The sequence below is a fragment of the Ornithinimicrobium ciconiae genome, assembly GCF_007197575.1.
GTDB classification, from domain to species: Bacteria; Actinomycetota; Actinomycetes; order Actinomycetales; family Dermatophilaceae; genus Ornithinicoccus; species Ornithinicoccus ciconiae.
In genome coordinates this window covers 1,375,783-1,387,315 of record NZ_CP041616.1, presented here as the reverse complement: position 1 = coordinate 1,387,315, position 11,533 = coordinate 1,375,783, and the positions used below count along the sequence as shown (strand labels likewise).

The following is an 11,533-nucleotide window of genomic DNA, read 5'->3' as shown; positions in this document are numbered from 1 at the left end:
GTGTCCCAGTCAGGCGGACGGCAGGCCGAGACCGCGGGCGATGAGCATGCGCTGGACCTCGGAGGTCCCCTCGCCGATCTCCAGGATCTTGGCGTCCCGATAGAAGCGGGCGACGGGATACTCCTCCATGAAGCCGTTGCCGCCGAAGACCTGCGTGGCCATCCGCGTCGCGGTGACCGCGGACTCGGTGGCATAGAGCTTGGCGATGGCGGCGGCCTGCTTGACCTCGGCGACCGAGCGCTTGCCGGCGGCCTGCTGCTCACGCAGCCAGGCGGCCTTGTAGACCAGGGCGCGTGCCGCTTCGGTCATCACCGCGATGTCGGCGACCTGGAACGAGACACCCTGATAGGTCCCGATCGGCTTGCCGAAGGCGAGGCGCTCCTGGCTGTAGCGCGTGGTCTCCTCCAGCATGCGCTGCAGGCAGCCGACCGCGAGCGCGGCGATGGCGATGCGCCCGTCGTCAAGGGTCTTGAGGAACTGTTTGAAGCCGTGCCCTCGCTCGCCGAGCAGGTTGGCCTCGGGGACGCGCGCGCCCTCGAAGGTCAGGCCGTGGGTGTCGGAGATGTGCCAGCCGAGCTTGCGATAGGGCGGCTCGACGATGAAGCCGTCGGTGCCGTTGGGCAGGATGATCGCGCTGATCTCGGGGCGCCCGTCCGGCAGCTCCCCGGTCTTGGCGGTCACGGTGACGACCGAGGTGATGTCGGTGCCGGAGTTGGTGATGAACGCCTTGGCGCCGTTGACGACCCACTCGCCGTTCTCCAGGACCGCTCGGGTCTTGGTGGCCCCGGCGTCCGAGCCTGCCTCCGGCTCGGTCAGGCCGAAGCCGGCCAGGGCCCTGCCGGCCAGCAGGTCCGGGAGCCAGCGCTCCTTCTGCTCCTGGGAACCGTAGGTCTGGATCGGGTTGATGCCCAGACCGACCCCAGCCTCCAGCGTGATGCCCATGGCCTGGTCGACGCGGCCGAGCTCCTCGATGGCGACGCACAGGTACGAGAAGCCCTCATGGCCCATCCCCGCCCCACCGAACTCCTCGGGGGCCTCGAGCCCGAACAGCCCCAGCTCGCCCATCTTGGGCACCAGGTGCACCGGGAAGTGACTCTCGCGGTCCCACTCCTCGACGTGGGGGCCGATCTCGGCCTCGGCGAAGTCGCGGACGAGGCGACGGAAGTCCTCGTGGTCACTGCTGAGCTCGAACATCGGTGGCCAGCCTCTCGGGGTAATGCGCGCGGTTGCGCTTGACGTTAACGTAAACGTAAAGCAATATGGAGCGCATGGCAAGTGCGCAGGCAGGCGAGGAACCCACGGCGAGGACCTGGACGATCTCCGAGGTCGCCGAGGAGTTCGAGGTCACCCACCGGGCGATCCGCCACTACGAGGAACTGGGCCTGCTCTCCCCCGAGCGGCGCGGCACCCAGCGCCTCTTCCACCCCCGGGACCGCATCCGGCTCGCCCTGATCCTGCGCGGACGGCGCATCGGCTTTCCGCTGGAGGAGATCCGCACGATCATCGACATGTATGACGAGCAGCCCGGCGAGGCGGGCCAGCTGCGCTACCTGCTGGGCCAGATCGACGACCGGCGCGCCGACCTGGAGAGCCGTCGCCGCGACATCGAGGACTCCCTCGCCGAGCTGGCCACCCTCGAGCGCCGCTGCCAGGAGGACCTCGGGCGGCTGGTCTGACCCCTGCTCCGAGCGCCCGTGAGCGGGGTCCGTGGCGGCACCGGCACGGCACAGTGCAGGATCTGCTCATGAGCTATGACGTCGCTGCCGTGCGCGCCCACTTCCCCGCCCTGACCGAGGGGGCTGCCCACTTCGACGGGCCGGGCGGCACCCAGACCCCGGAACCGGTCGCCCGAGCCGTGGCACAGACCCTGACCGCGGCCGTCGCCAACCGGGGCACCGTCACCCCCGCGGAGCAGCGCGCCGAGACCATCGTGGCCGACGCCCGTCAGGCCATGGCCGACCTCCTCGGCGCCGACCTCCGGGGCGTGGTCTTCGGTCGCTCCGCCACCGAGCTGACCTTCCACCTGAGCCGCACCCTGGCCTCCGGCTGGGGTCCCGGGGACGAGGTGGTCGTCAGCCGGCTGGACCACGACTGCAACGTGCGCCCCTGGGTGTATGCCGCGGAGCAGGCAGGCGCCACCCTCCGGTGGGTGGATTTCGACCCGGCAACCGGGGAGCTCACCCCCGAGCACCTGTCGGCGGTGCTCTCGGAGCGGACGGTGCTGGTCGCCATCACCGCAGCGTCCAACCTCATCGGCACCCGTCCCGACCTACCCGCGCTGGCCGCACTGGTTCACGGGGTCGGCGCCAAGCTCTATGTTGACGGCGTCCACGCGACCGCCCATGTGCTGCCCGACCTGCAGGCCAGCGGAGCGGACTTCTGGGTGTGCTCGCCCTACAAGTTCCTCGGCCCGCACTGCGGTGTCCTGGCCGCGCGACCGGAGACGCTCGAGGAGCTGCACCCGGCCAAGCTGCTGCCCTCCACCAACGAGGTGCCCGAGCGCTTCGAGCTCGGCACCCTGCCCTACGAGCTGATGGCCGGCACCACCGCGGCCGTGGACTTCCTCGCCGACCTGGTCCCGGGACAGCCCGGCACCCGCAGGCAGCGGCTCGCCACGTCATACGCGGCACTGGAGGAGCACGAGGAGCGGCTGCGGGGACGTCTCGAGCCGGCCCTCCGCGACCTGCCGGGAGTGCGGGTCTACAGCAACGCCGCCCACCGCACCCCGACCCTGCTGTTCACGATTGACGGCGTCGACAGCCAGGTGGTCCGCCAGCACCTCGCCGATGTCGGCGTGAACGCCCCCGCCAGCCACTTCTATGCCTGGGAGACCAGCCACCACCTGGGCTTGGGCGCTGCCGGTGGCGTGCGCGTCGGGCTGGCGCCCTACACCGACGACTCCGACATCGACCGGCTCGTGGTGGGCCTGCGGACGCTACCGCGCGGCTGACGGGGCAGGGCTGCTCTGCGGTGGGCGCAGTCGGACCTGCTCCCACCATCCTGCTCCCACCATCGCAGGTGCGACCGCACGTTCCCCCGTCAGGGCCGCTCGGTCACCGCACGCACCGCAGGCTCGATCCGGTTGAACCGGGTCAGCTGCGTGACGTGCGAGGGGTTGAGTTCCTCGACGGTGCGCACCTGCAGCAGCTGCATGGTGCGCCGGACCTGGTCGGCCAGGATCTCGATGGTGCGGTCGACACCCTCGCGCCCGCCGGCCATCAGGCCGTAGAGGTAGGCCCGGCCGATCAGGGTGAATCTGGCGCCCAGCGCGAGGGACGCCACGATGTCGGCGCCATTGCGGATCCCGGTGTCCACCATCACCTCGGTGTGCGCCCCAACCTCACGGACCACCTCCGGGAGCAGGTGGAAGGGCACGGGAGCGCGGTCGAGCTGGCGACCACCGTGGTTGGACAGCAGGATCGCGTCCACGCCGAGGTCGGTGAGCTTCTTGGCGTCCTGCACCGTCTGGACGCCCTTGATCGCCAGTTTGCCCGGCCACATCGTCCGGATCTCGGCGAGGTCCGCGAAGTTGATCGAGGGGTCCATCGCCGAGTTGAGCAGCTCCCCCACCGTGCCGCCGGTCCGCGAGAGCGAGGCGAACTCCAGCTTCGGCGTGGTCAGGAAATCCCACCACCACCAGGGCCGCACGGAGGCGTTGGCCAGCGTGCCCAGCGAGAGCTGGGGCGGGATGGAGAAGCCATTGCGGGTGTCGCGCAGCCGGGCCCCGGCCACCGGGGTGTCGACGGTGAAGAACAGGGTGTCGTAGCCGGCTCGTGCGGCACGCTCGACCAGCCCGTAGGAGATCTCACGCTGACGCATGACATAGAGCTGGAACCAGTTGCGTCCGTGGAGATTGGCGGCCTTGACGTCCTCGATGGAGGTGGTGCCCAGGGTGGAGAGGGTGAACGGGATCCCGGCGGCGCCGGCCGCCCCTGCTCCGGCGATCTCACCCTCGGTCTGCATCAGGCGGGTGAACCCGGTGGGTGCGATGCCGAACGGCAGGGCCGAGGTGTCGCCCAGGACGGTGGTCGAGGTGTTGACCTCCGAGACGTCATTGAGGATCGCCGGGTGGAACTCCACGTCCTCGAAGGCCTGGACGGCGCGGTCGAGGGAGATCTCCTGCTCGGCGGCACCGTCGGTGTAGTCGAAGGCCGCGGCGGGTGTGCGGCGTTTGGCGATCCTGCGCAGGTCCTCGATCGTCTGGGCCGACTGCAGGCGGCGCCGCTTGCCGTTGAGGTCGACCTTCTTGAACTTCATCAGCTCAAAGATCTCGGCCGGCTTGGGGACCTGTCGCTGGACCATGGTGGTCGTCTCCTTCGTGGCGTGGGTCGGAGGTGCATCAAGAATGACGGGTTCGGGCAGTTCGAGGCGGGTCATAGCGCCGGCACCATCCAGGGCAGGACCGTCCGGGGGCTAAAGTAACGCCCATGCCGATCAGCAAGGTCCTTATCGCAAACCGCGGCGAGATCGCCGTCCGCATCGCTCGCGCCTGCAAGGACGCCGGCCTCGGGTCCGTGGCGGTCTATGCCGAGCCGGACCGGGACGCACTGCACGTCAAGGTGGCCGATGAGGCCTACGCCCTGGGCGGGAGCACTCCGGGCGACTCCTACCTGCTGCAGGAGAAGCTGATCGACGTCGCCAAGCAGGCGGGGGCGGACGCAGTCCACCCGGGCTATGGCTTCCTTGCCGAGAACGCGTCCTTCGCCCAGGCCGTGATCGATGCCGGGCTGACCTGGATCGGGCCCGGTCCCGCGGCGATTGACTCCCTCGGCGACAAGGTCAGGGCACGGCACATCGCGACCGCAGCCGGCGCCCCGCTGGTGCCCGGCACCAAGGACCCGGTGGCCGACGCCGATGAGGTGATCGCCTTCGCCCAGGAGCACGGGCTGCCGGTTGCCATCAAAGCTGCCTACGGCGGTGGCGGGCGGGGCCTGAAGGTCGCCCGCACCCTCGAGGAGATCCCCGAGCTCTTCGACTCCGCCGTCCGTGAGGCCGTCTCGGCCTTCGGCCGCGGCGAGTGCTTCGTCGAGCGTTACCTGGACAAGCCGCGACACGTCGAGACCCAGTGCCTGGCCGACGAGCACGGCAACGTCGTGGTGGTCTCCACCCGCGACTGCTCGCTGCAGCGCCGTCACCAAAAACTGGTCGAGGAGGCTCCCGCCCCCTTCCTGTCCGAGGAGCAGCGCGCCGAGCTGGACCGCGCATCCAAGGCCATCCTGACCGAGGCCGGTTACGTCGGCGCCGGCACCTGCGAGTTCCTCGTCGGCCAGGACGGCACCATCTCCTTCCTCGAGGTCAACACCCGCTTGCAGGTCGAGCACCCGGTGACTGAGGAGGTCACCGGGATCGACCTGGTCCGTGAGCAGTTCCGCATCGCCGACGGCGAGGAGCTGGGCTACGACAGCACGCAGATCCGCGGACACTCCTTCGAGTTCCGGATCAACGGGGAGGACCCGGGCCGCGGCTTCCTCCCGGCGCCTGGCTCGGTCCTGACCTACCGGGTGCCCAGCGGACCGGGCGTGCGCGTGGACTCCGGCGTGGAGCAGGGTGACGTCATCTCCGGCGCGTTCGACTCGATGCTGGCCAAACTGATCGTCACCGGCCGCACCCGCCAGGAGGCGCTGGAGCGCTCGCGGCGCGCGCTCGCCGAGTTCGTGGTCGAGGGCATGCCCACGGCACTGACCTTCCACCGGGTGGTCGTGGAGGACCCCGCGTTCGCCCCGGAGGACCCCGAGACCCCATTCTCGGTGCACACGCGGTGGATGGAGACCGAGTTCGACAACCAGATCGAGCCCTACTCCGGCCCCAGCGCCGACGCGGACACCGAGCCCGAGGAGCGGCAGAACCTGGTCGTCGAGGTCGGCGGCAAGCGTCTGGAGGTCTCCCTGCCCGGCGGTCTGTCCCTCGGTGGTGGCGGCAACGGCGCCCGCAAGAAGGCACCCAAGCGAGCCCGCTCCGGCAGTGGTGCAGCAGCAGCCTCTGGCGATGCGGTGACCGCCCCGATGCAGGGCACCATCGTCAAGATCGCCGTCGAGGAGGGCCAGCAGGTCGCCGAGGGCGAGCTGGTCATCGTGCTCGAGGCGATGAAGATGGAGCAGCCGATCAACGCCCACAAGGCAGGCACCGTCACTGGCCTGACGGCCGAGATCGGCCAGACCGTCGGCAACGGCGCCGCGATCTGCGAGCTCAAGGACTAACCAATTTTTGGAGGGGTTTCGTCGGCCCTAACCCAATTTTTGGAGAGGTTTCGCTGGCCCCAACCCAACTCTTCGAGGGGTTCCGTACGCGCTGAACCTCTGCTTGCGGGGTTCGCCACGCCAGAACCCTCGTGCCGCACGTCCTCCACGGTGTGCGGTCGCCGGTGCTGTCTCGGCGACCACTGCAGCCCGATCAGCGACACCACGATCCTGTCCAGCACCGGCTCGGGCGCCAATGTCATGACGCTCACCATCCAGCTGCCCTACGCTCTGGCAAGCGCCGCGACCGCACTGCTCGGGTATGTCGTCTACGCCCTGACCAGCAACGGCTGGCTCGGTCTGCTAACCGCGCTGTGCTTCCTCGGGCTGGGGCCGGGGGCGCGAAGGTGCTGCTCACCCCCTGGAGGAGGAAGTTCCGCTGGAGGAGCAGGCTGAGCGCGTCCCGGGTTAGGCACCTGCTTGGCATCAGGGCTCACCGCCCCGATCCGGGCTGGCCGCGTCGTGGGTGGAGCAGTCCGTATGCCGCGGGCGGCGGGTCCTAAACCTCGCCGAGGTAGATCGCAGCCAGTCGGCCGTCGGCCGCGAGGTCTGCGGACCGCCCGGAGGAGACGAGTGAGCCGGACTCAAAGACGTGGGCGGTCTCGCACAGCTCGAAGGCGTCCGGTGCGCGTTGTTCCACCAGGATCAGCGTGACCTCACCGAACTCCTCCAGCCGTCCGAGGCCAGTGAACACTGTCTCTGCCGCAAGCGGAGACAGTCCCATCGACGGCTCATCGAGCATCAGCAGCCTCGGGCATCCCATCAGTCCCCGGGCGATGGCCAGCATCTGCTGCTGCCCACCGGACAGGGACTCCCCCGGCCGGCTGAGCATCTCCATCAGGGTGGGGAAGAGTTCGCGGACGACATCCATCTGCTGGTCGACGTGCGGCCGGGCTGCCCGCCGTTGCGCCCCCACCAGGAGGTTCTCTCGCACACTCATCCCGGAGAAGACGCGCCGGCCCTCGGGGATGTGGATGATGCCCATCTCGACACGATCGTGGGGTGCGACCTGAGCCAGGTTGGTTCCCTCGAAGGAGATCTGCCCCTCCCACTCTTCGACGGTGCCTGAGACCGCCTTGAGCAGGGAGGACTTGCCGCCTCCGTTGGGGCCCACGAAAGCCGTCCGCTCTCCCGCCTCGACCTGCAGGTTCACCCCTGACAAGGCCGGCATGCCGTGATAGCGGATGGTGAGGTCCTCGATCTTCAGCATGGTCAGTCCTCTCCGGTCTGCGCCGTGTCTGCGCCCTGCTTGCTCCACTTGGTGCCGAGGTAGGCCTCGATGATCTTGGGATCCGCGACGACGTCGCCGGGGTCGCCGTGGGCGATGACCTGACCGTGATCGAGGGCAATCAGCGTGTCGACGTGCTCCAACAGCGATCGCACGGAGTGCTCGATGACGAGCACGGCAGTGTCCTCCGGGACGACACGTCCAAAGATCGCGAAGTAGTCCTTGCGCTCGGCCTCGTTCAGGCCGGCGAGGGGTTCGTCCACCAGCAGCAGGTAAGGCTGCGCCACGAGGGCCCGCGCGAGCTCGAGCAACTTGAGCTCATACGTGGTGAGCGCCGTGACGACCGCCGCTCGTTTATCGGCCAGTCCGACGGCCTCCAGCACGTCTCCGGCGGCGCGGTAGGGATCGCCTCCGATCCCACAGCCGATGGCGGCCACCGCGATGTTCTCCAGGACAGTCATCCGCTGGAAACCCTGCGGATGCTGGAAGGTGCGCGACAGTCCGTTCTGGAACCGTTGCGGAGCGTTCAGCCGGCTGATGTCCTCACCGTTCATCGTCACGGTGCCGGCGTTCTGCCGCAGATGCCCCGAGAGCACGTTGAAGAGCGTGGTCTTGCCCGCACCGTTCGGGCCGATGACGCCGACTCGAGCGCCACGCTCGATGCTGAAAGAGACGTCCTCCAGCACGGTCAGTCCGGCAAAGCTCTTGGTGACTCCGTCGACGCGCAGCAGCAGACCGTCCGTGCCGACCGCCTCGCGCTGCGCGGGCAGGTCGCCGTAGCCGGAGTCCGCCAACATCGACAGCTCCTGGTCGGCACTCGGGCCTCGCAGCCACGGCACTCGCGCGCGGAGACGGTCCAGCCAGACGATCAGGCCAGCGGGTGCCAGCAGGGCCGCCAGCACCAGCGCCACCCCGTAGATCAGGGTTTCTGACCCGGGGACCCGGTCCCCGATCGAGAAGGTGAGGACCTGGCTGAGCGGCACCAGGACCACCGCGCCGAGCACCGGACCCCAGGTGCGTCCGATGCCACCGACAAAGGTCACCGACAGCATCAAGATCACGACACCGATGCCGAAGACCTCCTCCGCGCTCACCACCAGGAGCACGGCATTGACCCAGACGACACCCAGCGCGGCACTGATCGCCGCCGAGGTGGCCAGGGCAAACAGCTTCCAGCGGTCGGAACGGATGCCGATCGAGCGGGCCAGGACCTCGTTGTCCCGGATCGCCCGCAGTGCCTGACCGACCCGACCGCCGTCGACCCAGAGGGTGAACGCCAGCGTGCCGACCAGCATCACCAGGAGCAGCCAGACAAACATCTGGGGCTCATACCACTGCATGTAGGCGCCGGGCGCCTCCGGGTGGAAGGCCACCGTCATCTCTGGATAACCCCAGTTGATCACGATGAGCATGAGGATCAACGGGTAGGCCATGGTCGCGAGGGTGAAGTAGAAGCCCTGGAGTCGAAAAGTCGGTATGCCGATGATCACCGCGGCGATGGCGGCCAGCACCATCGCGACGAGGGTTCCGAGCCACGGGTTGAGGCCGTAGTTGTCCATCAGGAGCACGAAGGTATAGGCCCCCACCCCCGTGAAGGCACCGTGTCCAAGGGAGATCTGGCCGGCCTTGGCCAAGAGGTTCCAGGCCAGCCCGCCGATCGCCCACACCAGGGTGAGGACCAGGACTCGCAGCACGGTCCGGTCCTCGATGAGCAGATTGAGCACGCCGACAGCGATCACGAGCGGCAGAAGGTTGCGGAGGTATCGCATGATCAGATTGCCCTACTTACCTTGCCGAACAGGCCCTGCGGTCTCAGCAGCAGGATCAGGAGGAACAGGACGAAGACATAGACGTTGGACAGCGACGCCGGGGACCACAACTGGGACACCTGCTGGACCACACCGATGAGCACTCCACCGGCGAAGGCACCGGCGGTGCTACCCAGACCGCCGAGGACGACGGCTGCGAACATGACGACGACGAAGTCAAGGCCGGTGAACGGGCCGAACGGGTAGAAGGTTGCCAGCGCCACACCGCCCACGGCCGTAAGCCCGATGCCGATGCCGAACGCCAGCCGGTGGGTGCGCTGGACGTCGATCCCCATGTAGGTGGCCGCTTCCCAGTCGGCCGAGGCGGCGCGGACTGCACGTCCCGTCCGAGTCAGGTTGAGGAAGGCGAAGAGCGCAACAGCCACCACGACAGCGGTGAGGAACGCGAAGAGCCGCGGCCGGTCGATGAACAGCTCCCCGATGAAGAAGCCGTTCTGGCCGTACGGGAGGTTGATCAACCGTGGCGTGGCCGAGAAGGTCAGCAGGACGAGGCTCTGCAGGATCAACCCGATGCCAAGCGTCAGGATCACCTGCGCGTCGTGGTTCTCGCGTCGCCCCGAGACCCGCTGCAAGAGCCCTCGGTGCACCGCCATCCCGAGGGCGACGAAGGCAATGAACACCAGCGGGATTGCCAGGAAGGGGTCGATGGAGAGGCCGTTCCACAGGATGAACGCGGCAAACATCGCCAGCATCATGAAGTCCGCCTGGGCGAAGTTCACGATGCGCATCACACCGAAGATCAGGCCCAGGCCTGACGCGAGCAGCGCATACGTGCCGCCCACGAGCACACCTGTGACGAGCAGTTGGATGAAGTCCATGGTTGCCTTTCAGCTCCGGAATCGACTACTGCCAGTCCGGTTCGCAGACTGCTTGCTCGACGGGATAGATCGTGCACGGGATGAGTTCGCCATCGACCCGCTGCCACTGGGCCAGCACCCCGAACGCCGGAGTGATCCGTCCGCCGTCGTCGAACGCGATGCGGTCGGTGGGCATGAGATCGACAGCCGCCCCCTCGCGCAGATCGAGGTTCCGCAGGGCGGTATTGAGGGCCTCTCGGTCGGCCACCCCGGCGTCTTCCAGTCCGGCGGCCACGACGCTCACGGCAAAGTAGCCACCGATCTGGTCCTGCCAGACGTACGGCACCCCCGTGGCCTCCGCCATCTGGTCGGTCAGCTCCTCTGAGCCCGGCAGCGGATTGGTGTAGACGAAACTCGACAGCCCCTGAGCCTCGTCGCCCAGCTCGCGCCACTGCGGCACGATGCCTTGGCCACCGTTCTGGATGACCGGGACATCAATCCCCCTGGCCTGCAACTGTCGAACGATTGAGGAGACGTCGTTGAAGCTGAAGGCGATCAGCAGGACCGCATCCACTTTGCCCGAGGAGACCTTCTGCACCAGGCCAGACGGATCCTGCAGCGGCGGGGTCCACTGCTCGCGGATGGCCACCTCGATCCCCCGCTCCTGCAGCGCCACCTCCAGCCCATCGATCAACGGTGTCGCCGCGGCGGTGTTGTCCCCGATCAGCGCCACCCGATCCATCTCGATCCCGGCCTCGGCCAGGCTGGGCTGCACTGAGTCCAGAAGGAGATCGGCGATCTGGGAGCTCGGGGGCGCGTAGTCAAAGACATGGGTGAAGTAGGGCCGGTCGGTCATGTGGTCGGCGAAGCTCTCACTGATGTAGGGCACTCGACCGCGTTCGGTGACCTCGCTGGCGGCCAGCGACAGCGACGAGAGCCACGAGCCCATCACGGCAACGACGTCCTCGTCGTTGACCAGGCGGTCCGCAGAGGCGACCGACTCGGCAGCCGACGATCCAGCATCAACGACGCGCAACTCCAAGTGCGCTCCCCCGAGCGCCTCGATGCCACCCGCCTCGTTGATGTCGTCCACCGCGGCCTGGGCACCGTCGAGCACCGCGTTGCCGTTAAAGGCAAATGGTCCCGACAGGGGCCAGGCGGCTCCGATCACGACGGTCTCCGTGCCATCGTCCTCCGCGGCCGGAGATCCACATGCCGTGACGGCGAGGCCGCACAACACCATCAGGGTCATGAGAAATCTGCCGTGAAACACACGAGAGCGACGGAATTGATGCACTGGCACTTTCCTTCGGCGTTGGTGACCCCGGGCGCTGCGGACAAGGTCTGCCCAGTCTGCTGAGCGAGGGTGGCTATGTCAAGAGGGTGATGTCGTTTTTTTCTTTGGTCTGTCACGGTGGTCGATCCTGAGCAGCGACCCACAGA

Annotated in this window: 10 protein-coding genes; 4 read left to right on the top strand and 6 right to left on the bottom strand. The window is 68.0% G+C overall.

Going from position 1 to position 11,533, the window contains the following annotated elements; genetic code table 11:
- Positions 1 to 9: 9 nt before the first annotated feature.
- Positions 10 to 1,194 (bottom strand): acyl-CoA dehydrogenase family protein, encoded by a 1,185-nt coding sequence (locus FNH13_RS06405; RefSeq protein WP_143782699.1) that lies wholly within the window; start codon positions 1,192 to 1,194, stop codon positions 10 to 12.
- A gap of 74 nt (positions 1,195 to 1,268) precedes the next feature.
- Between FNH13_RS06405 and FNH13_RS06400 the strand changes: the two genes are divergently transcribed.
- The gene (locus FNH13_RS06400; protein ID WP_143782698.1) at positions 1,269 to 1,676 is read left to right on the top strand and encodes a MerR family transcriptional regulator; all 408 of its coding nucleotides are present in this window, start codon (positions 1,269 to 1,271) and stop codon (positions 1,674 to 1,676) included.
- Between the two features lie 68 nt (positions 1,677 to 1,744).
- A complete protein-coding gene (locus FNH13_RS06395; RefSeq protein WP_143782697.1) occupies positions 1,745 to 2,950 on the top strand; it encodes a cysteine desulfurase-like protein in 1,206 nt (401 codons plus the stop codon).
- An 89-nt stretch (positions 2,951 to 3,039) separates the two neighbouring features.
- Here FNH13_RS06395 and FNH13_RS06390 read toward each other — a convergent pair whose 3' ends face one another.
- A complete protein-coding gene (locus tag FNH13_RS06390; protein ID WP_143782696.1) occupies positions 3,040 to 4,302 on the bottom strand; it encodes an alpha-hydroxy acid oxidase in 1,263 nt (420 codons plus the stop codon).
- A 125-nt stretch (positions 4,303 to 4,427) separates the two neighbouring features.
- Between FNH13_RS06390 and FNH13_RS06385 the strand changes: the two genes are divergently transcribed.
- A complete protein-coding gene (locus FNH13_RS06385) occupies positions 4,428 to 6,197 on the top strand; it encodes an acetyl/propionyl/methylcrotonyl-CoA carboxylase subunit alpha (protein ID WP_143782695.1) in 1,770 nt (589 codons plus the stop codon).
- Positions 6,198 to 6,347: 150 nt separating this feature from the next.
- Positions 6,348 to 6,632 carry a Na+/H+ antiporter NhaC family protein gene (locus tag FNH13_RS06380; protein ID WP_228266621.1) on the top strand — a complete coding sequence of 95 codons (285 nt, stop codon included), beginning with the start codon at positions 6,348 to 6,350 and terminating at the stop codon, positions 6,630 to 6,632.
- A 103-nt stretch (positions 6,633 to 6,735) separates the two neighbouring features.
- Here FNH13_RS06380 and FNH13_RS06375 read toward each other — a convergent pair whose 3' ends face one another.
- From FNH13_RS06375 to FNH13_RS06360, 4 genes are read right to left on the bottom strand one after another with little or no spacing between them, the layout of a single operon-like run.
- Complete coding sequence (locus FNH13_RS06375; RefSeq protein WP_143782693.1) at positions 6,736 to 7,446, bottom strand: ABC transporter ATP-binding protein; 711 nt, start codon at positions 7,444 to 7,446, stop codon at positions 6,736 to 6,738.
- 2 nt (positions 7,447 to 7,448) lie between these two features.
- Positions 7,449 to 9,233, bottom strand: a complete 1,785-nt coding sequence (locus FNH13_RS06370) for a branched-chain amino acid ABC transporter ATP-binding protein/permease (RefSeq protein ID WP_143782692.1) — start codon at positions 9,231 to 9,233, stop codon at positions 7,449 to 7,451.
- 2 nt (positions 9,234 to 9,235) lie between these two features.
- Positions 9,236 to 10,111, bottom strand: a complete 876-nt coding sequence (locus FNH13_RS06365; protein WP_143782691.1) for a branched-chain amino acid ABC transporter permease — start codon at positions 10,109 to 10,111, stop codon at positions 9,236 to 9,238.
- A 25-nt stretch (positions 10,112 to 10,136) separates the two neighbouring features.
- A complete protein-coding gene (locus FNH13_RS06360) occupies positions 10,137 to 11,261 on the bottom strand; it encodes an ABC transporter substrate-binding protein (protein WP_165700036.1) in 1,125 nt (374 codons plus the stop codon).
- Positions 11,262 to 11,533 lie beyond the last annotated feature (272 nt).

What these genes read in the sequence shown, in the direction of transcription:
- FNH13_RS06405 (WP_143782699.1), bottom strand. Translation starts at nt 1,194, where the DNA reads ATGTTCGAGCTCAGCAGTGACCACGAGGACTTCCGTCGCCTCGTCCGC.
- FNH13_RS06400 (WP_143782698.1), top strand. Translation starts at nt 1,269, where the DNA reads ATGGCAAGTGCGCAGGCAGGCGAGGAACCCACGGCGAGGACCTGGACG.
- FNH13_RS06395 (WP_143782697.1), top strand. Translation starts at nt 1,745, where the DNA reads ATGAGCTATGACGTCGCTGCCGTGCGCGCCCACTTCCCCGCCCTGACC.
- FNH13_RS06390 (WP_143782696.1), bottom strand. Translation starts at nt 4,302, where the DNA reads ATGGTCCAGCGACAGGTCCCCAAGCCGGCCGAGATCTTTGAGCTGATG.
- FNH13_RS06385 (WP_143782695.1), top strand. Translation starts at nt 4,428, where the DNA reads ATGCCGATCAGCAAGGTCCTTATCGCAAACCGCGGCGAGATCGCCGTC.
- FNH13_RS06375 (WP_143782693.1), bottom strand. Translation starts at nt 7,446, where the DNA reads ATGCTGAAGATCGAGGACCTCACCATCCGCTATCACGGCATGCCGGCC.
- FNH13_RS06370 (WP_143782692.1), bottom strand. Translation starts at nt 9,233, where the DNA reads ATGCGATACCTCCGCAACCTTCTGCCGCTCGTGATCGCTGTCGGCGTG.
- FNH13_RS06365 (WP_143782691.1), bottom strand. Translation starts at nt 10,111, where the DNA reads ATGGACTTCATCCAACTGCTCGTCACAGGTGTGCTCGTGGGCGGCACG.